The sequence below is a fragment of the Bacillus sp. OTU530 genome (assembly GCF_038440375.1).
The window spans coordinates 1-25,448 of the sequence record NZ_JASATP010000052.1 but is presented as its reverse complement, the minus strand read 5'-3'; the positions used below and the strand labels follow the sequence as shown (position 1 = coordinate 25,448).

26 protein-coding genes, 2 pseudogenes and 1 riboswitch are annotated in these 25,448 nt (G+C 36.2%); of the genes and pseudogenes, 13 read left to right on the top strand and 15 right to left on the bottom strand.

Annotation, left to right across the window (positions count from 1 at the left end):
* Window positions 1-146: 146 nt before the first annotated feature.
* From AAHB12_RS25670 to AAHB12_RS25660, 3 genes and pseudogenes are all read right to left on the bottom strand, one after another.
* Window positions 147-611, bottom strand: coding sequence for a phage tail protein (locus AAHB12_RS25670; RefSeq protein WP_342048002.1), 465 nt, complete (start codon window positions 609-611; stop codon window positions 147-149).
* A gap of 22 nt (window positions 612-633) precedes the next feature.
* Window positions 634-768 (bottom strand): annotated as a pseudogene (locus AAHB12_RS25665) (transcriptional regulator); the annotation flags it as partial.
* A 27-nt stretch (window positions 769-795) separates the two neighbouring features.
* Window positions 796-1,191 carry a DUF3224 domain-containing protein gene (locus tag AAHB12_RS25660; RefSeq protein ID WP_342048001.1) on the bottom strand — a complete coding sequence of 132 codons (396 nt, stop codon included), beginning with the start codon at window positions 1,189-1,191 and terminating at the stop codon, window positions 796-798.
* Between the two features lie 295 nt (window positions 1,192-1,486).
* Here AAHB12_RS25660 and AAHB12_RS25655 point away from each other — a divergent pair, with 295 nt between their 5' ends.
* The gene (locus AAHB12_RS25655; protein ID WP_342047999.1) at window positions 1,487-1,945 is read left to right on the top strand and encodes a GNAT family N-acetyltransferase; all 459 of its coding nucleotides are present in this window, start codon (window positions 1,487-1,489) and stop codon (window positions 1,943-1,945) included.
* Window positions 1,946-2,091: 146 nt separating this feature from the next.
* Here the strand turns inward: AAHB12_RS25655 and sigH are convergent, their stop codons facing one another.
* On the bottom strand, window positions 2,092-2,745 hold the full coding sequence (gene sigH, locus AAHB12_RS25650) for an RNA polymerase sporulation sigma factor SigH (protein ID WP_342047996.1): 654 nt from the start codon (window positions 2,743-2,745) through the stop codon (window positions 2,092-2,094).
* Window positions 2,746-3,251: 506 nt separating this feature from the next.
* Here sigH and AAHB12_RS25645 point away from each other — a divergent pair.
* Both AAHB12_RS25645 and AAHB12_RS25640 read left to right on the top strand, forming a co-directional pair.
* Complete coding sequence (locus AAHB12_RS25645) at window positions 3,252-3,878, top strand: LysE family translocator (RefSeq protein ID WP_342047995.1); 627 nt, start codon at window positions 3,252-3,254, stop codon at window positions 3,876-3,878.
* A gap of 343 nt (window positions 3,879-4,221) precedes the next feature.
* Window positions 4,222-4,668 carry a hypothetical protein gene (locus tag AAHB12_RS25640; protein WP_342047994.1) on the top strand — a complete coding sequence of 149 codons (447 nt, stop codon included), beginning with the start codon at window positions 4,222-4,224 and terminating at the stop codon, window positions 4,666-4,668.
* A gap of 655 nt (window positions 4,669-5,323) precedes the next feature.
* Here the strand turns inward: AAHB12_RS25640 and AAHB12_RS25635 are convergent.
* The 3 genes from AAHB12_RS25635 to AAHB12_RS25625 form a co-directional block, all read right to left on the bottom strand.
* Window positions 5,324-6,652 carry an RNA-guided endonuclease InsQ/TnpB family protein gene (locus AAHB12_RS25635; protein WP_342047992.1) on the bottom strand — a complete coding sequence of 443 codons (1,329 nt, stop codon included), beginning with the start codon at window positions 6,650-6,652 and terminating at the stop codon, window positions 5,324-5,326.
* A gap of 183 nt (window positions 6,653-6,835) precedes the next feature.
* The gene (locus AAHB12_RS25630) at window positions 6,836-7,618 is read right to left on the bottom strand and encodes an SDR family NAD(P)-dependent oxidoreductase (RefSeq protein WP_342047990.1); all 783 of its coding nucleotides are present in this window, start codon (window positions 7,616-7,618) and stop codon (window positions 6,836-6,838) included.
* 162 nt (window positions 7,619-7,780) lie between these two features.
* The gene (locus tag AAHB12_RS25625) at window positions 7,781-8,998 is read right to left on the bottom strand and encodes a threonine synthase (RefSeq protein ID WP_342048018.1); all 1,218 of its coding nucleotides are present in this window, start codon (window positions 8,996-8,998) and stop codon (window positions 7,781-7,783) included.
* A gap of 152 nt (window positions 8,999-9,150) precedes the next feature.
* Between AAHB12_RS25625 and AAHB12_RS25620 the strand changes: the two genes are divergently transcribed.
* The 3 genes from AAHB12_RS25620 (at window position 9,151) to AAHB12_RS25610 (ending at window position 10,309) form a co-directional block, all read left to right on the top strand.
* Window positions 9,151-9,369, top strand: coding sequence for a hypothetical protein (locus AAHB12_RS25620; protein ID WP_342047988.1), 219 nt, complete (start codon window positions 9,151-9,153; stop codon window positions 9,367-9,369).
* Window positions 9,370-9,612: 243 nt separating this feature from the next.
* Window positions 9,613-9,719, top strand: a riboswitch (SAM riboswitch).
* Between the two features lie 12 nt (window positions 9,720-9,731).
* Window positions 9,732-10,055, top strand: coding sequence for a hypothetical protein (locus AAHB12_RS25615; protein ID WP_342047987.1), 324 nt, complete (start codon window positions 9,732-9,734; stop codon window positions 10,053-10,055).
* 110 nt (window positions 10,056-10,165) lie between these two features.
* Window positions 10,166-10,309, top strand: a complete 144-nt coding sequence (locus AAHB12_RS25610; protein WP_342047985.1) for a hypothetical protein — start codon at window positions 10,166-10,168, stop codon at window positions 10,307-10,309.
* 66 nt (window positions 10,310-10,375) lie between these two features.
* On the opposite strand, the gene AAHB12_RS25605 is transcribed toward AAHB12_RS25610, so the two are convergent.
* Entirely contained in the window at window positions 10,376-10,582 is a 207-nt protein-coding gene (locus AAHB12_RS25605) for a hypothetical protein (protein WP_342047984.1), read from the bottom strand.
* Between the two features lie 1,771 nt (window positions 10,583-12,353).
* On the opposite strand from AAHB12_RS25605, the gene AAHB12_RS25600 reads away from it, so the two are divergent.
* Window positions 12,354-12,629, top strand: coding sequence for an ArsR/SmtB family transcription factor (locus tag AAHB12_RS25600; RefSeq protein ID WP_342047068.1), 276 nt, complete (start codon window positions 12,354-12,356; stop codon window positions 12,627-12,629).
* A gap of 357 nt (window positions 12,630-12,986) precedes the next feature.
* Here AAHB12_RS25600 and AAHB12_RS25595 read toward each other — a convergent pair whose 3' ends face one another.
* Window positions 12,987-13,226 carry a helix-turn-helix domain-containing protein gene (locus AAHB12_RS25595; protein ID WP_342047982.1) on the bottom strand — a complete coding sequence of 80 codons (240 nt, stop codon included), beginning with the start codon at window positions 13,224-13,226 and terminating at the stop codon, window positions 12,987-12,989.
* A 180-nt stretch (window positions 13,227-13,406) separates the two neighbouring features.
* Here AAHB12_RS25595 and AAHB12_RS25590 point away from each other — a divergent pair, with 180 nt between their 5' ends.
* From AAHB12_RS25590 to AAHB12_RS25575, 4 genes are all read left to right on the top strand, one after another.
* Complete coding sequence (locus tag AAHB12_RS25590; protein WP_342047980.1) at window positions 13,407-13,529, top strand: hypothetical protein; 123 nt, start codon at window positions 13,407-13,409, stop codon at window positions 13,527-13,529.
* 258 nt (window positions 13,530-13,787) lie between these two features.
* Complete coding sequence (locus AAHB12_RS25585; protein WP_342047979.1) at window positions 13,788-14,132, top strand: hypothetical protein; 345 nt, start codon at window positions 13,788-13,790, stop codon at window positions 14,130-14,132.
* A 249-nt stretch (window positions 14,133-14,381) separates the two neighbouring features.
* The gene (tnpA, locus tag AAHB12_RS25580) at window positions 14,382-14,780 is read left to right on the top strand and encodes an IS200/IS605 family transposase (RefSeq protein ID WP_342047978.1); all 399 of its coding nucleotides are present in this window, start codon (window positions 14,382-14,384) and stop codon (window positions 14,778-14,780) included.
* A gap of 190 nt (window positions 14,781-14,970) precedes the next feature.
* A complete protein-coding gene (locus AAHB12_RS25575) occupies window positions 14,971-16,281 on the top strand; it encodes an RNA-guided endonuclease TnpB family protein (protein WP_342047977.1) in 1,311 nt (436 codons plus the stop codon).
* Between the two features lie 251 nt (window positions 16,282-16,532).
* Here AAHB12_RS25575 and AAHB12_RS25570 read toward each other — a convergent pair whose 3' ends face one another.
* From AAHB12_RS25570 to AAHB12_RS25550, 5 genes are all read right to left on the bottom strand, one after another.
* Window positions 16,533-16,760, bottom strand: a complete 228-nt coding sequence (locus AAHB12_RS25570; protein WP_342047976.1) for a helix-turn-helix transcriptional regulator — start codon at window positions 16,758-16,760, stop codon at window positions 16,533-16,535.
* Between the two features lie 324 nt (window positions 16,761-17,084).
* Window positions 17,085-17,348 (bottom strand): hypothetical protein, encoded by a 264-nt coding sequence (locus AAHB12_RS25565; RefSeq protein ID WP_342047975.1) that lies wholly within the window; start codon window positions 17,346-17,348, stop codon window positions 17,085-17,087.
* A gap of 1,212 nt (window positions 17,349-18,560) precedes the next feature.
* Window positions 18,561-18,713, bottom strand: coding sequence for a hypothetical protein (locus AAHB12_RS25560; RefSeq protein WP_342047973.1), 153 nt, complete (start codon window positions 18,711-18,713; stop codon window positions 18,561-18,563).
* A 25-nt stretch (window positions 18,714-18,738) separates the two neighbouring features.
* Window positions 18,739-19,836: a replication initiation protein gene (locus AAHB12_RS25555; RefSeq protein ID WP_342047972.1), complete on the bottom strand. Its 1,098-nt coding sequence runs from the start codon at window positions 19,834-19,836 to the stop codon at window positions 18,739-18,741.
* Window positions 19,837-21,312: 1,476 nt separating this feature from the next.
* Window positions 21,313-22,116, bottom strand: a complete 804-nt coding sequence (locus AAHB12_RS25550; RefSeq protein ID WP_342047971.1) for a hypothetical protein — start codon at window positions 22,114-22,116, stop codon at window positions 21,313-21,315.
* A gap of 594 nt (window positions 22,117-22,710) precedes the next feature.
* Between AAHB12_RS25550 and AAHB12_RS25545 the strand changes: the two genes are divergently transcribed.
* Together AAHB12_RS25545 and AAHB12_RS25540 are read left to right on the top strand one after the other, a co-directional pair.
* Complete coding sequence (locus AAHB12_RS25545; protein WP_342047970.1) at window positions 22,711-23,934, top strand: ParM/StbA family protein; 1,224 nt, start codon at window positions 22,711-22,713, stop codon at window positions 23,932-23,934.
* 72 nt (window positions 23,935-24,006) lie between these two features.
* Window positions 24,007-24,456 (top strand): hypothetical protein, encoded by a 450-nt coding sequence (locus AAHB12_RS25540; RefSeq protein WP_342047968.1) that lies wholly within the window; start codon window positions 24,007-24,009, stop codon window positions 24,454-24,456.
* 65 nt (window positions 24,457-24,521) lie between these two features.
* On the opposite strand, the pseudogene AAHB12_RS25535 reads toward AAHB12_RS25540, so the two are convergent.
* Window positions 24,522-25,237, bottom strand: a pseudogene (locus AAHB12_RS25535) (IS3 family transposase); the annotation flags it as partial.
* Window positions 25,238-25,448: the final 211 nt, after the last annotated feature.

Below are 25,448 nucleotides of genomic sequence, written 5' to 3'. Positions count from 1 at the left end.
GCACATTTATTGCATGAATGGTTGTTTTTGCTCTTGTGATGAATTTAATTTTTTTTGCTCAATCCGGATTTTCTTATCCAAGTGAAGGAAAAGAATGACCAAATGCAAAAAATGGCTGAATTCCTTCACTTGCGCTTTTGCTTACTTTAATATTCTCCTTTAATTACAAAAAATGAGCCCCGAATTGTTCCAGCTAGTTTAGACTTCTGCCTAGCAAACTTAAACTTCCCTTCTAACTCCTTTGGCACCTCCATCCCTTCAGAAAGCTTAAAACCAACAGCCCGCTTCTTAGGGCCATCAACCGTATACATGACGTTGACCACAAGACCATCCTCATAAATGACGTAGGCAAATTTGATATTTTCCACTTGAAAACGTGACGTTTCTAAAGGTTTGGCCACAAACTCAATATCACGTTCTTCTTTCAAAATTCGGTTCACATAATCAAGGGTCTCCTGGCTTTCGCTAGCTTGTACAACCGTAAATTCATGCTTGTATTTGTTCATAAAATAACGGGCTTCATTAGCACGTAAACCTGCAAGCGCCTCTGCTACAGGTGAAGACTCTAAACCAACCGTAGACACATTTTTAAAATCAACGATATAGGGCAATTCTATCCCTCCTTTTATCTCTTTATTTCCTAACAACAGGAATCCACATTTCACCAAATACTAAGCCATTTCGCTGTCCCATCTCAACCGTTGCATTTGACCCACCAACATAGGCAAAATTCTCTGCTTCTGGCAAGACTTGACCAAAGGCAATGCCCTTTTTACGAAACTATAGAGTATTTTGCTAGAATTCAAAGTCTAGAATCATTTTACTGGTTTGACCTGTAAACTTATAATTATAAGATCCTTTCAGGCTTTCTAAGTCACCGGTAGCTTTGATGATTGTTGCTGGAGAATCTAAATTTCCCTTATCAAATATTCCTTGCTCTATAGCTGTAAATGTTCCCTGTTTTCCCTTATAAGTTCCTTCGAAATACAGAAATCCGGAAATTTTAGAAGTGGCCAAATGACCATCATCTATAGTTGAGTCTAAATAATATAATAAATATTCAACAAAAGCCTTTCCTTTTAATTCACCATTAATATCATATTCGACATGGGCAATGTTAATAGGGAAATCTTTTCTAGTGTCATCGACTGGCTTTTCATCCCATTTGCTTACTGTGAATGTTACCTCCATACACGTAAACCCCCTTCATTATTAGATGAATAATCTACCTTCAGTATATCACCTAAAAAATACCATCAACACTGGTATCTCATAGAAGTGTTTTTATTTATTGTTTTACTAACTTTGTGAGGTATTACAGTTAAAGTAACGGGGGCTACCGTTAGAAAAGTTACATCTTTACTTCCGATAATTAGGGATTATGTAAACTTGACATGTATAAGATATTCATTAAATAGCAAAGGAATGATAAGAGAAATATTGTTGATTATTTGATAGTATAAAATATAAAGAAGAAGGTGGTTATATGAGTTTAAAAATAAGAGAAGGTAGCTTAGAAGATGCTGAATTAATTTGTGAGTTGGTTGTGAATCTTTTATCTGAGTTAAGGGGAAAACCATTAGGTAATCATAGCTTAATGAGTATTTGTAAGGAGTTATTACAGAATAAGAGACAGCCATATATGGTTTACTTAGCTTTTAAAGAGAACGAATGTCTAGGTATTATTACATTGTCGGAATGCGCATCTTTATATGCTCAAGGAACATATGGGATTATTCAGGAGTTATACATAATACCAGATGGCAGGTCTCAAGGTATTGGGAATCAATTAATTAACAGAGCAAAAGACTACGGAATTAAGTGCGGATGGGATAGAATTGAAGTTGGAGCTCCTAGTGTTGAACAGTGGGGAAAAACGATATCTTTTTATAAACGTGAAGGCTTTCAAGAAATAGGGCCGCGTTTAAAATATCATTTATATTGATTTAGCAACTAGTTAATCCAATCATATAGAATGTTGCGATAACGGATGTTATGTTAACAAAAAAGCCCTCCAAGTCGCTTAACCGGAGGGTTTTTGATAGTCTCCCAAAGGACATTGAATCCCGATGATGCAGGATCTTGATAAAGTTATGAGATAGCCTTTCTTATCTCCAAAGATCTATCGTTCAGTTTTCTTTTTACTCGCTGAAGCGCATTATCAATTGTCTTCACAGGCATATCTAATTCTTTTGAAATTTCCTGATAAGATTGACCATCTATATATAAACCTAATACTCTTCTTTCTAAATCACTAAGCAATTCTAGTATTTTTAGTTCTATAATACCGACTTTTTCCTTATTAATGATTAATGCTTCTGGATTCGTTATTTTTTTTTCAGATATCACATCCATAAGCGTATAATTTGATTCTTCATCATAAATAGGTTTATCCAAAGACACACACGAATTTAAAGGAACATGCTTTTGACGACTAGCAGTTTTGATCGCTGTTATAATTTGTCTGGTGATACAAAGGTCAGCAAAGGTCCTAAAAGAGGCCGTTTTTTCTCTTCTAAAATCACGAATGGCTTTATACAAACCAATCATTCCCTCTTGAACAATGTCTTCTTTATCGCCACCAATTAAAAAATATCTTCTTACCTTCGATTGAACAAAATTCATGTATTTGTGGATTAAAAAATTAGAGGACTCACTATCCCCATTGTGAACCAATTCTACCAAAACTTCATCTTCTAACTTATCATAATTTTCTGTTGATTCTACGTTGAAGTGTACACTCATTTATATCCCTCCGCTGAACTGCCAGTAACACTAATTATTGTTTCCTAGTTTTTGTACCAATCTCTATCAAATTCGTCGTTCAAATCAAATATATTTACAAAATAAAAAGGACCTCTATAAGTCCTGTTCCCTTTGGTACCGGCCCCACCTACGCTGTATACCTTTGACAGCCACACGCGCCATCCAACCCAATTACTATCATAACAAAAAACACTTACAACTTCTTGGTTAATCCTTCGTCAAATCCCGCTATTCATATGTCGAAAAATGTACGCAACAAAATAAAAAGGGACACACCGCCCATAAGTATGATTATGTTAATAAGAAACCTCTTCAGACTTTCTGCTCTGAAGAGGTTTTTGATAGTATATGAGACATATCGACTGCCAATAATTCAATATTATGCAAAATAAGGATGGATATGGTATGCAAATAAAAAACATATCTAATCCTCTTCTCACTTGTTAAGATAGAGAAAAATCAAATTTGGAAAAGGAGTGCTATACATGTCTCATTACTATCTCTTTATTATGATGGCGATGCTCCTGATTATCTTGCCTGGTCCCGATACAGTATTAGTAACACAGAATACACTGACTCATAGTAAAAAAGGTGGTTTCCAAACAGTATTAGGAGTCTTCTCTGGTATCCTCGTTCATACCCTTGCAGCTGTATTAGGCATTTCAGCAATTATAGTAAAATCAGCGGTCTTATTCTCCGTTTTTAAATACGCAGGTGCAGTGTACCTAATTTATCTTGGGTATATGTCTCTCTGGTCTACGAGACAAAAGGGTACACAACGTGAGGAGTCCGAAATGTCATCTAAATACAAAGATAAATCAGGATTCAAGCAAGGATTTCTGACTAACCTATTAAATCCAAAGGTAGCCGTCTTCTTTCTTACGTTCTTACCGCAATTTATCGACGGTGGAACTAATACGTTTGTACAACTTCTTGTTATGGGGATTATTTATGCTATCCTTACGTTCATATGGTTTCTGCTTTATATCTACCTTGTACATCGTATAAGTGCATGGCTGAAAAAGCCTTCTACCCAACAATTTATTCAGGGTGTCAGCGGTCTTGTCCTGATTGGATTTGGAATTAAGTTAGTATTAGAAAAACGACACTGAATGATAAAAGTAACTTTCGCTAACGTTAATCATGTGAATATGAAACCCTCCAGCTAAGAACTGGGGGGCGTTTTTTATAGGTTTTAGATACATTGACTCCCGGTAATGCCGGATTATGTTACCCTAAACATATATAGGGCATACATAAAGAAAAGGAGTATTTGGAGGAAGCCTATACATAAAACTATTGATGTTTGATAATAGTTCAAAAAAGAAAGTACGAGGATTAAGAAAAAGATGTCACACTGTTTTAATGTATATCAATATAATAATTTCTGTTTTTTGACTTAGGATTGGATGATATACTATAAACCTATAATTCCATATTATAGGAGGGGGTCTCGTGGGAATAAGAGAACAAAACATTTCAACAAGTAATGGAGCAAGGGAAATATATGTTGACGGCATTAAATTTATAATTTCACATTGGGAATTCAATAATGACGGCATGTATGGGCATATTTATTTTCTTGTACCAAATGGTGTATATGAGTATGGCTCTAACAATGGTGCGTATATGAAACTTTACAACGGTAACTTTTATAGTACTGAGGGTGAAAGGGAATACGATTTAGCACACGCAGCCACTTCTTGTTTTCTTGATGATGATATAAGTCGTTATACCTTTGAATACATTATCACAGAAGCTGCAAAGTTTATAGACTTCAACACGTTGAGAAAAAAGCATCCAATTGCACTTGAGGGTGAAGTTTACGCAAATGTAGAAAAGGAAGAGTTTTATAAAGCATTAAACGAATGGATAGAAAAGAACGGTTGGAAGCATAAATGAATTCCCTTTGTTATGAAAAGCCTCCATTTTTACTTCGAGGGGCTTTTTTTCGTTTCTATCAGATTTTGCTGAAAGAGTACCCCTACTTCAATTTCTTGAAGGGAATGAGCCCAGAAATAAGTAGGGGGTGAATTTCAGCTTTGCGAAGCAACAGCTGCCTTTCAAGGGAAAGAGTTTGTTCTTATCGGGTTGAAATAGTCTAGGTGGGGATCCCAGTTTCGAATGATGTTGATTGCAAGCTTATTATGCTCTACTTACTCAGTATTATTCATAAAAGGAAAAAGCTATCCATAATGAAATGGATAGCCTTTTCCTCTAGAAAATTGGTTTGAGTCATCCCAACAATATTGCCACCAAGGAAGAATCTATTGCGGGATGTAATCCTATTATAACACTTGGTATTCTATGATATACAGAAATTTGCACAAAATTTTACATACACCAATTGAAAAGCATTTAAGTAAAGTAAATGTTATTTACGTTCTTTCTGTTGGTGAACTACCCACCACTTATCCGCTGCGCGTCTTGAAGTGGGGGCTTCGAAAGACAAACAACATCTTTCTCTTTTATTACTACTTCACTCACAAACCTAACGGTTCATGTCCATAGCCTTGAATTTGCGGCGTTCCTACCGCTATTTGGAAACTGATACACATTATGCAGACAACACGCCCATTTCCTTCAAAACATGAGTACCGTATTGCTTGAGGTTAAGTGCTGCATTATAATCTCTATCAGTTTTTGTACCACATCCGGTACATCTGTATATCCTTTCGGATAATGTAAGTTTATCTTTCTTATGTCCGCAACCATTACAGATTTTACTAGATGCGAAATATGTATCAGCAACAATATAATATTTGCCTTTTCTTTCACATTTGTATTTGAGCATCGTGCGAAATAGCCCAAATCCGTTGTCATGTAACTTTTTCCCTAAACGTAAGCATTGTGCCAAGTTCCGTAAGTCAATATCTTCTACCACAACAGCCTGATAATCATTGGTTATCTGATTCGTCATCTTGTGGAGGGTATCTCTTCTTTTATTTTTTACCTTTGCCATGACCTTTTGATATTTACGTACTTGTTTTTGATAATTCTTACTATATAGAATATCACCGTTTTCATCTGTTTTCGCATTGTTTTTCTTACGAGCAAGGGATTGATTCATACGCCGTTGACGGTTTTCAACGATCTTATGGTATCTTGTATAACCGGCAATGTGACCATTACTATCTACATACAGTTGTTCCTGACTATAATCTAAACCGATTACATCATCAGGAGATAAATTCTCTTGTGGTTGAGGTACCTGGAACGGATAATCGATGGACAAGGAGACCATATATCGGGTTCCCTCACGCTTTACCGTCGCCTTTTTAATTACACTATCAGCTGGAACATCTCGATGTAGAATCATAGAAATTCCTTCTTTGAATTTCGGAATACATAAAAAACATTCTCCGTTTTCTTGCCTTATTTTTATATTTCCGTTTGTTTGGTTTGTCGTGTAGCTTAACTTACCTTGCTTTTTACTATGGAATTTAGGCACACCTTTGATGTCTCTAAAAGTAGGAATATAACCCATGGTTTTCATTTTTTTACGTACAGACTTTTTATACTGCATAGGCTTTTTTGCATATTCCTCATTGTATTTCTGAATAGCTGCTTGAAACCTCATTTTCGCATCATTGTAGACAAAAGAATCATTGCTTTTATCTAAATAATCGTACTGAGCAGTAATTGTTGTATAAGAAGGAACCTTATAACGAATAAAACCACCTGCAAATCCAATCCCTTCTAAATGTTCATACAAACCAGCTATATATACATTGTAAACCTTTCTCTCACACCCAAATGCTCGTTCTAGACGTATCGCTTGTTCTTCAGTAGGAACAATAGAAAAACGAAAACCAGAAGTGATCCAACCATCTGGTAAAGATTTTTTTGTTCCTTTTATATGAGTTCCATCTTCCCTAGTTGCCATTTTCAACACCACCTTCCATGTCTTGGTAATACCATTATAACGAATGTATGTTCGATTCTCAATAACCAAATACAAAGAAGAGAAAAAATAGGCTTACGCCTACTGAAAATTCATCCCCCACCTACTCATTGGGCTACGCCCATCGCATTCCTTGAGGAAGGGGACTTCTTTTCAGAAAATCTGTTAAAGTGCGGCACCTTTACCACCATCAATGTTTATTGAGGTACCTGTTACATAAGATGCTGCATCCGATGAAAGAAAAGTAATTACTTTTGCAGCTTCTTCTGTATTACCGATCCGTCCTAATGGAATCTCGTGGCTGGGGTCAGTAGAAAATTCTTCCCATGTCTTATCAGGAGCTTTCTTTTTCCATATTTTCTCAATTTGATTACTGCGAATTAATCCGATACATACCGTATTAACCCTTATTTGGTAGGAGGCAAGATCCTTACTCATTGCTTTTGTAAGAGCCAAACCAGCTGCGCGACTTACGTTTGTTGGTAATCCTGAAGCGGGAGGTGTTTTTGCAGAAGATGTTGTAATGTTAACAATCGAACCCCCACCAACTTCCTTCATGTAAGGAAGGGCATATCGTGAGCAGTGGATAGCACCAAATAACTTTACATCCAAGTCTTCTTTCCATAAAGCGGTTTCAACTTGTTCAAAAGGTTTAGCATTAGCTGTTCCTGCATTATTGATGACAATATCTAAACGCCCAAAATGTTCAGCCGTTTTATCTACGGCATATTTACAATTGTCTTCTTGTGTTACATCAGCTTGGATTGGTAAGACCTCAGTACCAGTTTTTTCAGTAATATAAGCGGCTGCCTTTTGTAGCTGCTCTTCGTTTCGTGCAACGATTGCAATTTTTACTCCTTCATATGCTAAATGAATGGAAGTTTCTAATCCGATTCCCCTACTACCTCCTGTTATAATCGCTACTTTTCCAGTTAAACCCAAATCCATTGTTCGCTAACTCCTTTCAATCTTTTAGATTACTATAAAAAATAAATAGATTCCTCCACTCATCTTGCGCTAACCTGCAGTCAAAAAACAAAAAGTAATCATCCCTAAAAGGAAGATATTAACATATAGCATCTTTATGCTATATTAAACTTCAATTCACGATTATATCTTTTGACAAAGGCTGTCGTCACGATCTAAATGAGGAACTTCGATATCTACTGTGTTTGGATATTTAACTCCAAGGCCTGTATTTAGAGCGACAACAGTTTCATCTTCTTTAATCCATCCTTCCTCTCGTAAGCGTCGTGCAGCTAGAAACGTAGCTGCACCTTCCGGACAAATGAAAGAGCCTTCAAGCTGAGCAACCTTTCTCTGTTCATTTACAATCTTATTTTCTTCTACTGCAATAGCGCATCCATTTGTATTGTATAATGCCTCTAAAACAAGAAAATCTCCTATGGCTTTTGGTACATTGATACCAAAGGCAATGGTTGTGGAATCTGGCCAGAATTCAGATTCTTGTTTTTTCTCGTTCCATGCTTTTACAATAGGTGCGCAGTTTTCGGCCTGTACAGCTACTAGACGAGGAAGGTCACCTTTTATCCAGCCAAGCTCTTTTAATTCATTGAATGCTTTATATATTCCTATTAAACCAACGCCACCTCCTGTTGGATATAAGATGACATCGGGAAGATTCCAGGAGAATTGTTCGGCAATTTCCAGCCCCATTGTTTTCTTACCTTCTATTCGATAAGGCTCTTTAAGCGTAGAGGCATCATAAAGATCTCGCTCTCTAATGGCTTCACCGACAATCTTACCAGCATCGCTAATAAGTCCGTCTACTAAATACAAGTCGGCTCCAGCTACTGCACATTCGTTTCTTGTAATAGCAGGTGCATCTTTGGGCATCACAACTGTTGCTCTTATTTCTGCACGTGATGAATAAAGTGACCAAGCGGCTCCGGCGTTACCATTTGTAGGCATAGCTAACTGTTTAACTCCCAGTTCTTTTGCTTTTGATACACCTACCGCAGCTCCTCTAGCCTTAAATGATCCTGTTGGAATAATACCCTCATCTTTCATATATAAGTTTTGAATACCCATTTCTCTCCCTAGCCTAGGCATTTCTACGATTGGAGTCATTCCCTCACCTAAAGAAACTACATTTTTGGAATCCTCTATCGGAAGAAGTTCATGATATCTCCATAAGTTTGGCTTTCTATTTTGAACAATTTCTGGAGTTAGATTAACTTTTAGGCTATCTAAATCATAAGCTACCAATAAAGGTGAGCCACATTCACACAATTGATGCTTTTCTTTTGTACTATATTCCTTTTTACATTTAGGGCAAAATAAATGAGAAATATAACTAAACGGCATAATAAACACCCCTTTAAATTTTTTAAATATAATACCACATAAAAAAAATAATTTATAGTATTTTCATAGGAATTATGAGATATCATCATAAACCCTTTCTATATCTCAAACCTCTTCTTCATACGCTGTAGCAAGGACAAACAGGGGGGAGGATGAGACAATTGATTTCTACCTATCAAGTTGAATACACGATAACCATTGGAAATCGAGTTATAGGTGAATATCTCACAGTGTATGCCTCTTCTGAATTCATTGCTATAGACAAAGCTAGACAGGAGCTTCATCGTCGTTTTGGTTCTGCAACATCCGTTGAATTGCATACTTCTTCAAGCGTAGATGATGTATCAGAATATATTACTATAGAAATTTAAGTAGTCAGCCCTTCAGATTGTTTAACTGAAGGGCTTTTGGTAGTCTCCTAAATACATTGACTCCGGATAATGGGCAATTATGTTAACTGGGCATGAGAAGAATATGCATTGCTATTCTAACTACATTGATGAATAGGAGCCAACTGAGGAAGTTTTTTTATTGGCCCTCTATATCAACAGCATTTTCATTGACATTCCATATTATTCCGATTAATATAGTGAGAAATATGAAATAATGTAAATCCCTTATCAAGAGAGGTGGAGGGACTGGCCCAATGAAACCTCAGCAACCACAGTTTTTATTCTGTATGGTGCTAATTCCAGAGGAGCTTAGCTTTTTAAGATAAGAAAGGAGAATTTTTATGAGTATTAAAGAAGAGCAACTATGGGTGAATGATTATTTAGACTTATACATTTATGCCGGAAGTATGGGTGATATATCATGGCAGCAAGAAATTACTGAAAAACTACATAATTTCCATAATGAAATTAGAAAACAAACGCCATCCTTCGTGTTTAATAACCTTTTGAAAGAATACAAACATATCAATGAAGAAATTCTTACGATTTCCCACCAACTGCGAGATCAACCTTCTAATAGCTATTTACACGAGAAAATTTTGGAACTACAACAACAACGTATTTCATTAGATATCGAGATTCGTTTAGTGAAAAATCAACTCTAGAAATTATGTAGTATACAATTATAAAAGCATCTTTCAAAAACTGTCCGGCTATTTAGCAAGTTTAACTCTTTACTTATGCAGATACAAAACGTTCAGAGGAGGAGAAAAGAGTGAAAAATGGCAATACGGTCATCTTTAAAGGGGAAGAGTATAAAGTCATATGGATATACAATAATGGTACTTGTGAGATTCAGAAAAATGATCGGGGAGGTAAAGTAGAGCTAGTAGCATTTTCTGAATTAACTATTTTATAAGATATAGTGAGTGTACATATAAAAAGCACCTTATCGAAGTAAGATAAGGCGCTTTTTCAATAAGTACTAGCATTTTTCTTTCATGTTCATCATCATGTTCATCATAGATGTCATCATTACATCACACTCTTGCATTTTAGACATCATTTGATTCATGTCCATCATCATTTCTTTTTCACACATTTGCTCCATCATCATTCTCATACACTTCATCTCGCACATCATTCTTTCCATACATGTCATCATAGACATATCCATGCACATTTTTTCCATTTTGATTTCCTCCTAAATGTATAAGTTTTTGAGATAGATAAGTGATAAAAAAAAATAAAAAAGCACATAAACAGTTACTCAGATGTATTGAATAATTGAAGAAGTACAGAAGCATCGGAATACGAATCCTGTAATTCGAATCATTATGATACATAAAGAACTTTTTAGTGCTTCTTGTCGTCGAGACAGCGTTTCTCTTCTATCCAAATTGATTATATGATTCTCATTTATTACTATCAATGCATTACATAGTATCTTAACAATATTTACTAATTTTCAAAAATGCTGTCGATATCTTTGCTTTAATGTAATCTTATTCATAATCTTATCCCCTCCCTCAAAAGCTTTTAGTAGATTCCACATTTATAATTATGATGCAATAAATTGTGTTCGCCAACTCTTATGTAAGGTTTTTTAACAGAAAATTTATAATTTTCAAATAAATTAAACCAATTCTTTATCTTATTTCTCTTTCTCATTTTTTGCTGTCGATTTTCGAGCACGCACATAATGAAAACATACGATAAGCAATTTTTGACATGGAACTTCCTCAAAAAGGTAGGGAAGAGCATACATCTCTTTCATAGTATGTAAGAGCTTCATAACCTCGCTACTCTTATACACGAGTGTCATACCGTCATACCCTCCTTTCATTTATGGCCTGCTTCTATATACAAGTAGGGATTCCCTGCACACCATTGATGCCCTGTTAGCAATGCCCGAGCACTTACTCCTGAGAAAAAGGAGGCTATAAAGGCATCCCCTGCTTGTTAGTATTTACTTATAGGGAATCCCTTTGTAGTAGCTACAGATCATGTAACCAAGGACAAAGTAGGAGTATCATACACGACGGTCATACCGTCATGCCTTCCTTTCATTTATGGCCTGCTTCTATATACAAGTAGGGATCCCCCCTGCACATCATTGATACCCTGTTAGCAACCTGCGAACACTTACCCCTGAGAAAAAGGGGACTATGAGGGCATCCCTTGCTTGTTAGTGGTTTCTTATAGGGAATCCCTTTGTAGTAGCTACAGATCATGTAATCAAGGACAAAGTAGGAATATAATACACGACAGTCATACCGTCATGCCTTCCTTCCGTATAAGAGAAGAGGCCTTCGGGATAAAAGTAAGACTGACTATCCTCGACACATGGCATGAGGTAAAAATTAGCAGAGTCGTGAAATCAAACGATAATAAACCATCTTTATTTAACAAACGTTTAAAAAAGAAAGGTTATTGTGTAGATTGTGATGAGTTCTGAGATTTTTAAAAAGTAGTTCCCAATTTGCAAGAATTCCCTTTCCTTATGTCTATTATAAAATTTATATTAATTTTAAATTATGATATGTGAAATTTTAAATTTGCATACATTACCGTTTATATCATTTGTATAGTAAAAGGTGATCGACCTTAAAGGATGCGTTATAATAAACATGTTATATATCTTAATAAATCAAAAAATACCAATAATTGTGTATCCGTACCTTCTAACGGAATCCCACTACGTCCAGGTAAAATATTTTTTGCACCATTCTTCTGTACTAATCTGCATTACTTTTTATCCACTTCGTTAAATAAAAGGAATCCATTTTGAAAAAGGATTAATCAAAATGGACACGCTTAAAGAGTGTAGGGATAGGACTGAACGGCATAATTGCTCAAGTAGATTGCAACCAAAAAGTTATTTGATCGTATTACTATATTAATATCCTCGTAACATTGATGCATTATGATGAAAGGGTGAAAAAGAGAAGGGGAATCATGAAATGAATATTGAAAAATTTAATGATAGCGCAGAATTGTTAAAAGTAGTTGCCCATCCTGTAAGACTTGCACTTGTAAAATTCATGATTGATAACGGCCCGTTAAATGTAACTTCTCTTCACGAGGAGTTCAGAATGCCGCAAAGTACAGTTAGCCAACATCTATCAAAATTGAAGTCTGTCAAGGTTATTTCAGGAACACGCAAGGGCTTAGAAATTTATTATGAGGTAAAGGACAAGCGAGTGGAAACGATCCTGGATGCGGTAATCAGTGCCTAATTATTAGCTATTTGGTACATAAATTCATTAGAGGCGAGTCGCTGCGGCGGTTCGCTTTTTATTTGGCTTTATTAAAGAATGTTGTTGATTTTCTTATCAAACTACCGAATACCGGTTAATTAAGCAAGAAATTGTTTAATTCTACTTGGTCAAGAATACAACCAAATGACACGGTATTAGATAATCATCAGAGTAATAGTTTAATCTTCATCGTTACATATCATAAAATTATAATAATAAGTAAAATAAGTTTTTGATGTATTAAATGATGAAATAAGTAGACAATGTATGTGTTTTTAGGAAAATAAAAACATCAAAAAGTAAAAAAAGACATCCTCTTGATGATTAGGTGTCTTTTTACATCCAGAAATCAGTATATTCATGTTTCTTTCCTACTAACCCATCTAAAGCCTTGAGAATCTTATTAGCTGTCTTTACATTCGGACCTACAGCTTTGTATTTACAGAGCCGACTTATGGTCGCTGTACTGACCTTACTAAATTCGGATAATGTTTTCTGAGATATGTTGTGTTTATACATATACTTTGCTAGCTTGGTCTCAGGTAGTTTTCCTAAGTTCATCCAACGTATAGCCATATGAGTTCCCCCCTTACCATTAGTCTATCCAGTGTTCTTATTCTGTAAACATATCATTAATTGAATTGTCCAAAAATTTCATTTCTTATATTTTGCAAAAATGAGAATAGTGTACAAGCTATATTTAATAAAATTTATCAGGACGTCAATAAGACGTTACGTCAAAAGGGGGCTTATCAAATGACAAAAGAAACAGCTATTTATTTATTACAGAGTAAAGACGTCTATTTAACGCCAAAAGGAAGAAAAATGCTTTATAAGATGTTGTCGAAAGAAAATAAGAGAAAGGTAGCACAAAAATAATGGTATACCGTCCTACAGTTCGATATGCAGATGTTTTTCGTGATTATGTAGGGGCTCTTTTCCATGCTACTACATTAGATCGTAACCAGATCATCCGAGGAGCTCTTTTTGCTGCAGCACAATCAAAAGAGTTCCAGGAACTATTAGAGCCCTATAAAAAGAAAGACGTCCCTCTTCCTTCTTCACCATGGCACCTCGAACAACACGTATTATGGCTAGAACAGTGTCCTAAAATAGAAGGGGGAGGTAAGGACGTCAATGTTAACGATAAACGAATGGGTGAAGTTAAAAGGGATTTTGAAATATATAAGCGACGAGAAGTCAGTTCGCCAAAAACTCAAGCGCAGGATATTCAATATAGATGTAACCAATCGATTGAGGGACGAGAAAGGAAGGTTCCTTCCCAACCGCGAATCCAACCTAAGGTCATTAATCAAGGAGGAATCTCCATTAGAATCGGATGAGTCAGATAAGCCAATTAAATTAGTAAAAGTGAAAGGTAGCTATGGAACTTATAAGATTAAGGAAAGATGGTTTACGAACGAAGAAAAGGTGGTTTTGTATGTATTTGCTGCTATAACAATTCTGGTCATATTATTATAGGGAATTTTATAGACACGACTATCCTCAGTAAAAAGCACAAAAATCAGAATTGTGCTTTTTTACAGATTTTCCGAACGAGAAAGCCCACGCAGGGCGTAGCCCGTCTTTAGACGTGGAATGAGAGTAAGGTCAAATACGGAGTATCACAGATAAACCGAAGGTTTGTGATGCTTCAAATATTTGAAAACTCCACTCTTTTTTTGTTGCTCTTATGTTGCAGTATTTTATTAAAACTGATACATTTTTTATATGAATGAATATAGAAAAACAAGCACAACTGTATCATTGTTGAACTATCATTTTGTGTTCTGTCCTCGGTATAGAAGAAAGATTTTTCTGCAAGCGGAGGTAGAAAAACGCTTTAAAGAGTTAGTACATGAAATGTGCGAAGAGCTGCAAATACAGATTGTCGCTCTTGTATGTAATGAGGATCATACGCATATGTTTCTCAACGCACTTCCATCATTAAGTCCTGCGGATATTATGGCAAAAATCAAAGGAGTGACTTCCAAAAAATTGCGTGAAGAATTCCCGCACCTCCGGCACTTACCAAGCCTATGGACACGCTCGTACTTCGTTTCTACCGCAGGAAATGTATCGAGTGAAATGGTTAAACAATACGTTGAAAGTCAGAAAAAACGAGGCTAGAAAGGAGCTGAAACCTATGACAAGAAAGAGTACGCCAACCTATACAATCGAATTTCCCTTGCGCATTCCCCTTTGGCAACAGCACCGCTTGGAAAAGAAATTTAAAATTGCTAGAACTGTCTACAATTCTTGTCTAGGTGAAACTCTGAAACGACATAGAGCCGTAAAAGCGGATAAGCAGTATCGCACATTGCTTAGAGAACCTAAGTCAAAACAACGTGATAAGCAATTAGCGGATATTCGTTTAGCTTACGGCTTTTCTGAATATCGATTGCACAATTTTGTGAAGTCCGTTCAACAAAAACTTAAGGAACATATCGGTAGCTTTGAGGCACAAAAACTTGCTACAAGAGCGTTTCAAACAGTAGAGAAACTACATTATGGAACGGCAAAAACAGTACGTTTTAAAGCGTTTGATGATGACATTTCTGTTGAAAATAAATCAAATACCACTGGCTTGCGGTATACAGATGGCAATATTCTTTGGGGCGATAAACCGACAAAGAAAAATCCTAAACCTAAGAATTGGTTATGTATGCCGATCGAACCAAAAGCCGATGATGAATATGCTCACGTATCCTTGGTGGATAAGACAAAATATGTGCGCATCTTAAAACGTGAAGTACGCGGTAAGGTACGCTACTTCGTCCAGCTCATTCAAGAAGGCTATCCACCAGCCAAACGCAATCGTAAGATTGCGAATGATGAAAGCAAACGGGTAGGTATTGATATTGGTTCTTCTACAATTGCCATTAGCAGTGAAAATACAGTAGAACTTCGTGAGCTTTCACCAGAGTGTCATACGAGTGAAAAAGCGCTGCGTTGTATACAACGAAAAATGGATCGGTCTAGGCTAACTACCAATCCCGCCAATTTCAATGACAATGGAACAGCTAAGAAAGGTAGATTCGTTTGGAGCTACTCCAACCGATACGAGAAACTGCGTCAGAAACGCAAAGAATTATACCGAAAACTTGCCGTTCAACGAAAAATGTCTCACGAAAAGCTGGCAAATGATATCCTTGCTCTTGGTTCTGATATACGAGTAGAAACCATGCGGTTTCAGTCCCTGCAAAAACGTGCGAAGCATACAACTCGTAATAAGAAGAATGGTAAGATGAACTGTAAAAAACGGTTTGGGAAATCCATTGCCAACCATGCTCCCGCCATGCTGCTAACAATAATTGACCGTAAACTTGGTTATCAGGGATGTTCAATGAAGAAGATAGATACCTACTCTACAAAAGCAAGTCAGTTCAATCATGTAACTGGTGAATATAACAAGAAACAACTCTCGGAACGTTGGAATGATTTTGGGGAGTTCCGCATCCAACGTGATTTATATAGTTCCTTCTTAATAGGAAATACAAATGAAACTCTCAATTCCGTTGATGTAAATTTATGCAACGCACAATGGGATCGCTTTGTTGAATTGCATAATCGTGAGATTGCACGACTCAAACAATCGTCAAGTAAAACATTGCGTTGGTTTGCCGCATAAATACAAATCTGATTGGTCGTGACAACGCCCAAGAGAAGTCGGAACGATAAGCACATCAAGAGTCTTTTTAGGCTTGTTGAGAGAAGTGCCTTGCTATACGCAATACGTCCGTTCATGTTCTAGGAGAGCGCACACCAGTGCTTTGGTAGAAACTCTTTCCGCAAGGAAAGATAAGGGTACCATTGAGAAGTGTGCTAGATACCATGTATCCACTGTACCCTAGAACCCCACTGCTTCAGCGGTGGGAGTTGTCAGATGTCCCAAAAATCCGTGCTACGATAGGTGTGAGAATGATCTACCTTTCGGATAGCAGCCAATATCTTTTTCATCACGTTTGTGTTAGGCGTATAATCTTTATTTTTGCAGGCCTTACTTACTGTGGATTCATCGATTTCCGCAAATTTAGCAAACTCTTTTTGCGTAATCCCGTTCCGATCTAACCACATTTTTAATTTCGTACGGAACTTTCGTTGCAACATGTTTCTTCTCCCCTATGCTTGTATTTTTTGTTTACAAGTTTGGACAGAAAATTGGATTTCTAAACAATACTTTTTGCTGGCATTCCCATTTTACAATGAGTTATAAGGAGTGAAGACGAACGATTTTACGGATGAATGACGATGGAAAGCGGTATACATAGAATGCTACGATTCCATTACACTAGCTTACGAGAATCGTAGCAAAGGGGTATTCCGAAAGAACTCAAACTTTTGTATTTATTACCCTGTTTAAAAGGGGCAGTGCCAGGTCCTTTTAAGGAACTGTTCAAGCTTTGGATCAAGCTCATTGGTATGCTCCACTTCCTACACTCTTGCTCTGAAATTTTGCTTAAATCGTTGTACGGCGCTTCCTTCTGGTTGTGGCGCTTTTTCAGCTAATCCAGCGTGGTGGAAATCTCTAACAACATGATGATGCACACGCTTTTGCTCTTCCATTAATACATGCAAATCACGAACAGCATTCCTGTAATCAGCTTTTTGTACCTTTAGTTCCTGCTCAATTCTGTGTAAATCCTCTACCATTTGTAGCTGAATGGTTTCACGGTAGTAATCGTCTAACTCATGCACCGTCTTTTGAAATGACTTCTATTTGGCTCAAGCGGCAATATATCATTTTATTGGACTCGTATTTGCATAGTAAACGACCTAATTTTTCGCAAAGCTGCTTAGCCTTTTTCAAAAGTTTTTCCCTACCTTCTTTCACCTTTTTTTCCTTCCTTTTTAGGTGTCGTTTTTCAAGAGAGATTGAAGAGCATAAGGGATTTCTGCTATCACATAGCGTGATAGACTAGGCAAAGCCTAGTGAAAACGTGATATCAATAAAAGTGTTTGGATGTCTCCATTGTGTTCCCCTATTTTTGAGGGATGTCCCTATCGTGTCCCCATAGAAAGTAAGCGATGTCCCCCTCACGTCCCCATCATTTTTTTCTAAAACCTTATATTTTTAATGGATGTTAAATCTCTCAATTGATTGTTTTTTATGTTCTTAACGCCCATTCATTTTTCTTATAAAGGACGAGATTTTCTTCCACTTTTAGTGGTTGCTTTTTTCTCTCTACTCTATTTGATTCTTACTTACTCTTTTCCTATCCTAATCTTTTGTTTAACCCCCTTTGATCTGTGTATTTTCGATACTCCAGATTGAATACAACCCATTTACAACTCTACGACAACCTACCAATACATTCAGAAACTGGGTATACATGCAACGAATCTTAAAAGGCCTGTAAAGCCATCTAAAGAAGGTTAATTAAAATATAAAGAAAATTCTACCACTCTATAGAAATAAACGCTTAAAAACGATTCTAGAAAGTCTGACATGCATTATAGAATTAGTTGTTACCCTAACTGCCAGAAATTTCTGAGGATCTAGCGGATCCTTAATAGTTATCTACTTGAAATAATTAAGGACTTGTATGTCAAAAAGTGACTGTAAAGAGAGCTACACACAAAACAAGATGGGGACATGAGGGAGCCATTGTATAAAATCTATGGGACCACGAGGGGGACATTAGTCGAAAAAAGGGGCACACAATGGGGACACTTCGTCTTTTTTCCTGTACCCACGATTTCGTCAGGCGTTGCCGGACTCCACAACCTAGTTGGGGACAGAAATCCCTTATGCTCTTCAGCCTCTTTAATTTTTTGGCACTAAAAAAGGGCTGCATACACAACCCCATGCCAATCAACTCCAAACATTTAGCATTCCGAGCATCCTTTGGCCTCTTCTCGAACACATTTTTAGCTGCGCACAATGCTTCCAAGCGCCTTTCGTTAATTTTAAATTTCATTTCTAATCCATCCATCTTTCCCCATGCCTCGCCATTCCCCCGCTAGCATAACATCTGTCATCGTATCGTCCACTATCTCGGCCCCTTTTTTTGAAAAATCCACCGATATTAGCATAGTTAAAATGTCCCTAGGCGAATCCATAAATAAACCACCTTAATCATAAAAATTAAAGTGGTTTCTTATACATTTTGAGCTCTTCTTCTAATCTACGTCGTTCTTCTTCCAAATCTATTTCTTGTTCGCCTACATTTGAGAATAACGAAAATTCTTCTTGCCTCCAAAGGGGATATTCATTTTCTTCCTCTTTTTGTTTTTGCAGCCAAAGGGGAACTATTTCTTTTCTACCTTTGGCAGTTTTGAAAACAGAAGCTGTAAGATTGTTTTGGATTGCCCATGTTACGAATCCAATGGGATTATGTACTGACCTTGAATTTACAGCATATCTTAGCAATTCAGTAACTTTGTATGTCCCATATTTGCTCCAGAACTCCACTATTTCTTTTTTCACGAACAACCCAAATTTGTTTATTTGTTGGTTTATTTCTTCTATTGCTTCGGTTTCTGGTTCGATGTTTGGAGAAGAAAGCTCCTCTACTTTTGATTTGATGAAAAAACGAATAGAGGTGACTTTTCTACCAGTTTTAATTTCCTCAAAAGTAAAATCTATATCAGTTTTTGCTCGTAATTCTTTTTGTGTATCAAGAATTGCTCTTCTTTTGAAATCTGCATATAAAGCGTAGGTATCTTCGACACCAAGTATCTCTTTCAACTCGTTCACTTCAAATACTTTTTCATCTCTAAATGAATAGCGCTTTAAAAGTTCATACATTCTAATAGAAAATGAACGCTTTAGCCTGACAACATTTTGAAGTTCATATGAAGTAAAATTCTTTTTTAATTCAAAAAAGAACTCTTTTAATTCTTCATCAATACCTAATTCCATGTAACCTTCCCGTTCTTTGTATACAACCTTCGTTAACCATGTTGTTTGAATGATTCGGTCCCCAATTCGGACTTCGAATGCATTCCCTCGTAGTTTCAAAGTTAATTTTCTAAGTTCACTATATGCACTATTACCTTTTAAGCCTATTAGGTCACAGAATTCCTTGATTCCAATTATATATGTTTTATCATAAGAATCATTTTTAGAAATTTTCGCAGCTACAGTTAGAATTAACTTTTGTTCCATTAATCCTAACCGATATTTTGATTCCATCAGTTCGTTCCCCTTCCGAACTATATCTGATGGTTGCAATTTAGTCATTCATTCATCCCCTTAGTTCCAAACTTTACTAATTTTATTATCCATAAATAAGATAAATATGACAATTATTTTTCCTGACATAGTTAACACCAAATTTGTCATAGTGGCACCAAAACTGACATAGTTAACACCAAATTTGTCATAGTTATACACCAAATCTGTCATAATTAACACCAAATTTGTCATAGTTAACACCAAAACTGACATAGTTAACACCAAATTTGTCATAGTTAGAAGCGAAAAAGCCAGTCATATCAAGCACTCCAGCGTCCCTTAATGTTTTAATGTTTTTAAATGTTTAATAAATAATGTAAATAACAAACAAGGAGTTGTTGTGTATTTCACCATTTCTTTTGTTAAAGTACGTACTTAGAATAATAGACACCAAATCTGTCATAGTTTAGTTCAAAAAGCATCGATTCATTCCTAATTTTTATGCTAGTTAAGTTCCGATTTGAATAGTAGGCACCAAATTTGTCATAGTTAATATTACAGCTTTCACTATTTGTAATAGTTTATAGTTCTATCTTTTTTGTTATAGTTCCACTTCTAAACAACAGACCGTATTTAAAATAATGCTTTTCAGAAAGATAGAACACATCAAAACCGGTTTCTTTTTCTACCCGGGTAACTTTGTATTGAAATTTCGATAGAGTCGCTAGAATCGAGTGCTAGGGCCCTTAAAATAAACATTAGAACTATGGAACCAGATTTATGAACTGGCTTAAGACTAAACTATTTTTGTACAGGTTGGTTTAGTTGTGTTTGAGGCTCCTAACGCTCCCATCCAGCAAGCGACAATAGAATTACATAAAATCTAATTGAAGCAATAGAATCGATCGCTAGGATCCTCAAAATGAATGTTTAACCAGTACATACTAGTTGAGTCTATCCAAAGGGAAAATTATTATTGTTCTTGCCTGTAGATTTTTCCAAACATTTTGATTTCAGTACATTTATTTTTTAAAAATGTCTCTATTTTTAGTAGTTCTAGATAGGATATTATTGCTTCGCTATCGCCCAATATATTATAGGCAAATTGCATCAATTCTTTGATAGAGAAATTACTAGTGAGAGTAATAAACTTACTTTATCTTGCGAACATAACGCTATTATTCATAGGATGTTTTTAAGCAGAACTATTCTATAGAATCTATAGAAGCATTTTATTGAGATGGTTTAAAAAGGCTTTCACCAGATAATCGGAAAGACCTTTGTGAATCTTCCTTTGTTTGGTAATCAGGGAAACTTTTTAAGGGAATGGCTCGTAGAAGCTTCTATAGAAGGGCTAAATTTGTAGATTTTTAGGGAGGAATCATTCTCAATTTTATTTTTATGAAATTTTCATTTTCTATATACAGGATTACTTAGGGAATGGTGCTTCTGATATGAGGGAATGGCTTTAAAAAGAAATGAGCCAAGTCTCCTTGTATCGGTATCCTCAGCTCATATAACTAAGGGAATGGCTCCAGCTCTCTAATTTTCAAAGAGGCGCCGGAACCATCCCTTTTTATTCTTCTGTGTTGGTTTTTCCTGTTGAAGTGTATCCCTAATGCTATTAAATTCTGTATTAAGCATTCTTTCAGTTTGAGAACGAAAGTCCTTCATAAATTCTGTTGACGATGCTACTTCTTCTCTATATTTTTGTAACTCCTCTGTTATCAATTCTTTCGCTACCTCTGATCTTTCTGAATGGTTTTGTCCCATTCTCTCCATGAATTCCCTTGTTGTTTGAACGGTTATAGTTTGTTCATTCATACTACTTTGAATGCCCCTCGTTACTTCATAGATTTCATGAATAGATTTTCTTTGAAATTCCAGTTCCTTTTGAGTCGATTCTATTAATAACAATTTCTCAGGATTCGCTTGGATTGAATCTAACTTTTTTTCCGCCTCAGAAAGTCTAGAATCAATTTTTTCCACAGCTTTCATGAGTTTGGAGAACATTTCGAAGACTTGTTCAGCTGAAATGGTAGCAGCGTGTTCTATAGAATCTATAGAATACTCTTTTCGCCATGCGAGGACGATTGTTTCAATTGCTTTCTCTACAGTTACGCTGGAGCTTTTCAATTCTCCTATTTTTCGAAAAATTGAAATCTCTTGTTCTCGTATTTTTCTCGTTCCATCGGGCTTTTTTGCAAATTCGTAACCCTGCCTATCTAGCTCCGTACAATATTTGCTGATGGTACTGGGTTGTACCTGAATTACTTTAGCAGCCTCTTTAATCGTGTATACAAGTTCAACGTTGGTGTCGCTAGGAATCTCTTGCAGGAATTTCATACTCAACCTCCCTTTCTGTATTTTATAGGTTCCACATGAGTTCTATAGACTCTATAGAATACAGGATTAAAACATTCATTACTACTATAAGGATTCTATAAGATGTTCTACAACCCTTTTGCAAAGTGGCTTCGTAGCAAGATTTTAGGATTCTATAGGCTCTATAGAATCTATGATATGTATATAGAACATCGTGCACTATAGGAAACTCTTTAACACTAGTTATATCTTAGGGGGAATTCCTTTTTGAATCTATTGGAATAATTTATTTTCTAAACAAGAATTGATAAAAAATAATAATAATTCGTTTTGATTTAAAATCTAATTAAAACGAATAAAAAAGAGAAGTTCTTCCTGCGAGGAGAATGAAAGGATAAGCGAAAAATATGTTCAGAATGATTTGATTTAAATTCGAATATATTTATTTTTAATAAAAACGATTATATTTAAACGTAAACATATTTGTTGTGATTCAAAATGTTGATTGTGCAAATAGGTTTTGGTAAAATGTAACTAATAACAATTTAAATGTAAGTTTTATTGATTTGTTTTTTGAGAATCATTCAATCTGTTAATTGTGGGGAGGAAATTTGAATGGTGAAATATCAAATGGAAGTACAAAATGATAACGGAAATAGCCAACATAAAATTATAGTGGACGGTACGCTTCTTAAACACCCTAATGTATATACAGTGCTTCATAGCATTCCAGGTGAAACGGATGGAGATTTACAAACAGCTGTTGTTAATTTACATAAAAACATTGATGTGAGAATTGAATCAAAAGCAATTGGAGGGGACTCAAGACGCTATTTAATCGGTGATGCTGCTCTCGAGAGTGTAGTTGGCAGTGACTTATATAATATGGACGTGACAAACGTTCAAAAACATAAAGAAAAACTTCCGATTGTCAACACTTTGGGAATTATTGCTGTTATGGCGGTGAAAAAACATTTCCAACAGATTGGTTCTCTAACTGATGCAGAAACAATAGAAGTGCAAGTTGACATGATAACAGCTCTCCCGGCAAGCATTCATACTGTGAAGACGGAAAAGGAGTTTTCTGAGAAATTTTTAAACGGTGTACACGAAGTTAAGGTATACGTAAAAAATCTAACGATCAACGTTCAGATCCGCTTTGAATCCGTACAAACCCTGCGTGAGGGGGTTCCTGCTATGTTTGCCATCATTGAAGATGGAAAAGGGAACTATCGCAATGATGACTTATTTAAAAGATTTAAAGAAGAGTACAAGTTGGAAAAAGTAGATGGTTCATACTTGCTAGAAAAGAGAATCTTACACTGTGATATCGGGGATGGTTCAACTGAATTAATTTTCACGCAAGGATACGCAGCTGACCCTCTAAAATCCAGTGGTGAAAAATTTGGTTTGGGACAAGCTATTGAAAAAGCAGCTGTAAATATGAGTGAAGAAGAAGGTATGGAAATCACTCGACAGCAGTACAGTAAATTTTTAAAAGGTGAAGGTAAACAAAGATTAGTAAAAGCGGCAAAGGAGCATTTGAATGCTGCGAAGTCAGAAGTTGTAGAAAGATTATATGACGTAATTACAAAGAAAGCAAAAGTATTAAAATATGAATTCGATGTACTGGTTGTGTATGGAGGAGCGTCTATTTTGTTAGAAGATTCGTTGTATCCGAAATTCAAAGATTTTTGTGATAAGAACGAAATGGAACTTTTATGGGCTCCACCTGAGTTTGCTACTGAAATGAATGTACAAGGCATGCAAATCTATCAGGAAATCATGAAAGAACAGGCGGATGAAGAAATTGCAGCTTCGGAAGATTCTGAAGAATAAAATTTAAATGCAGATAGGGGGAGGGGATCTCCTCCTATTCGGCTATGATTTTTATAGGCAGGAGGGAAATACATGGCTTCAACGAAAGTCTTGCAAATACGTGTTGGAATGAAATCTTCCGATGCTTTTAAGGAGTGGGTAGAGAATCAGGGGGAAGATGCGAATGAAAATGCAAAACGTGTATTGGAACATTTTATTTCAATTTATGGTACGGGAAACATAAATGAAAAGTCAGTTAAAATTAAAATGTCACAGGACTTTTTACTTGCCGAAAATGCTCTTGACGACAGGTTGTTTTCTAGATATGAGAAAACAAAGGAAGTGGCAAGTGACTCTCCGAAAGGGGATTATACTGAGAAACAAGTGGTTGTAAATGAATCGGTAACTGAAGAAAACAAGGTAAACCAAGAAAATGTAATAAAAGAAACTGAAAAAAAAGTGGAGTCAAAGCCAGATAAGGATGTGGCGACAAATGACAACCCAAGAAAAGTAAGGCAACGGAGGAATATTTCCGTAAATTAAATAAAAGAGTTCCTGATGAATGAACTGGCTCCCAAAAGTTAGACACGAGCGTGTCAGGCAGTCTTTTAGGCATGAGCCCGGTATTGAACCGGGCTCATGCCATTTTTGCCTTAATCCGTTTATGATTGTAATAGTAAATATACTGAGCCATTTGGTAGTGCCAGACCTGGTCAGAATGCAGGGTGAGAGAGTGCTCTTCCGGTAAACGTTCGAGGGCCATAGCCAACATCTCCGAAACGAGTTTATACACAGAACGAGACTTCACATTGTAAGCAATAATTTCGCCGTTGTACAGGTCCAGGACAGGGGAGAGATAGAGTTTTTCCCCATGTAGATGGAATTCTGTCACATCCGTTACCCATTTCTCATTCGGCTTCGTGGCAGTAAAGTTACGCGCCAGGATGTTTGGAGCGATTTTGCCCACATTTCCTCGATAAGAACGGTACTTCTTCATCCGGACTAGGCTTTTTAAGCCCATCTCATTCATGAGACGAAGAACGGTCTTATGGTTACAGATATAGCCCCGGTTGCGCAATTCCAGTGTAATCCGGCGGTAACCGTAACGCCCCTGATATTCCTCGGAAATCTGGCGAATCACTTCCTTGAGCTCACTATATTTGTCCACACGTCCCATTTGTTTGACCCGATAATAATAGGTACTGCGCGCCATATCAGCGACTTTCACAAGGTGGATCACCCGAAACTCATGCCTTAACTTATAAATCACTTGCGCTTTGTCTTGATCTGTAATCTTTCCTTTTCCTAAATTAAGGCTTGTAACAATTGTGTTTTTTTAATCGCAAATGTAATTATTTTCGATCAAAATGTAGGAATGATGGCTCTCAATCCCAGTACTACTAAGGGTTTTCGGGATCCGAAAAGGTTTAGAAGATTTAAAAGCTTATATGTTAAAACACATAAAAGGAGTGTGTTCTCATTTAGGAAGTTTAAGATATTTATATTAAAACATATACAAGTTCACGTTTTCCTAA

Coding starts and splice junctions, on each gene's coding strand:
- AAHB12_RS25660 (WP_342048001.1), bottom strand. CDS start 1,191: ATGGAGGTAACATTCACAGTAAGCAAATGGGATGAAAAGCCAGTCGAT.
- AAHB12_RS25655 (WP_342047999.1), top strand. CDS start 1,487: ATGAGTTTAAAAATAAGAGAAGGTAGCTTAGAAGATGCTGAATTAATT.
- sigH (WP_342047996.1), bottom strand. CDS start 2,745: ATGAGTGTACACTTCAACGTAGAATCAACAGAAAATTATGATAAGTTA.
- AAHB12_RS25645 (WP_342047995.1), top strand. CDS start 3,252: ATGTCTCATTACTATCTCTTTATTATGATGGCGATGCTCCTGATTATC.
- AAHB12_RS25635 (WP_342047992.1), bottom strand. CDS start 6,652: ATGGCAACTAGGGAAGATGGAACTCATATAAAAGGAACAAAAAAATCT.
- AAHB12_RS25630 (WP_342047990.1), bottom strand. CDS start 7,618: ATGGATTTGGGTTTAACTGGAAAAGTAGCGATTATAACAGGAGGTAGT.
- AAHB12_RS25625 (WP_342048018.1), bottom strand. CDS start 8,998: ATGCCGTTTAGTTATATTTCTCATTTATTTTGCCCTAAATGTAAAAAG.
- AAHB12_RS25620 (WP_342047988.1), top strand. CDS start 9,151: ATGAGACAATTGATTTCTACCTATCAAGTTGAATACACGATAACCATT.
- AAHB12_RS25615 (WP_342047987.1), top strand. CDS start 9,732: ATGAGTATTAAAGAAGAGCAACTATGGGTGAATGATTATTTAGACTTA.
- AAHB12_RS25605 (WP_342047984.1), bottom strand. CDS start 10,582: ATGGAAAAAATGTGCATGGATATGTCTATGATGACATGTATGGAAAGA.
- AAHB12_RS25600 (WP_342047068.1), top strand. CDS start 12,354: ATGAATATTGAAAAATTTAATGATAGCGCAGAATTGTTAAAAGTAGTT.
- AAHB12_RS25595 (WP_342047982.1), bottom strand. CDS start 13,226: ATGGCTATACGTTGGATGAACTTAGGAAAACTACCTGAGACCAAGCTA.
- AAHB12_RS25590 (WP_342047980.1), top strand. CDS start 13,407: ATGACAAAAGAAACAGCTATTTATTTATTACAGAGTAAAGACGTCTAT.
- AAHB12_RS25585 (WP_342047979.1), top strand. CDS start 13,788: ATGTTAACGATAAACGAATGGGTGAAGTTAAAAGGGATTTTGAAATAT.
- tnpA (WP_342047978.1), top strand. CDS start 14,382: ATGAATGAATATAGAAAAACAAGCACAACTGTATCATTGTTGAACTAT.
- AAHB12_RS25570 (WP_342047976.1), bottom strand. CDS start 16,760: ATGTTGCAACGAAAGTTCCGTACGAAATTAAAAATGTGGTTAGATCGG.
- AAHB12_RS25560 (WP_342047973.1), bottom strand. CDS start 18,713: ATGGATTCGCCTAGGGACATTTTAACTATGCTAATATCGGTGGATTTT.
- AAHB12_RS25555 (WP_342047972.1), bottom strand. CDS start 19,836: ATGACTAAATTGCAACCATCAGATATAGTTCGGAAGGGGAACGAACTG.
- AAHB12_RS25550 (WP_342047971.1), bottom strand. CDS start 22,116: ATGAAATTCCTGCAAGAGATTCCTAGCGACACCAACGTTGAACTTGTA.
- AAHB12_RS25545 (WP_342047970.1), top strand. CDS start 22,711: ATGGTGAAATATCAAATGGAAGTACAAAATGATAACGGAAATAGCCAA.
- AAHB12_RS25540 (WP_342047968.1), top strand. CDS start 24,007: ATGGCTTCAACGAAAGTCTTGCAAATACGTGTTGGAATGAAATCTTCC.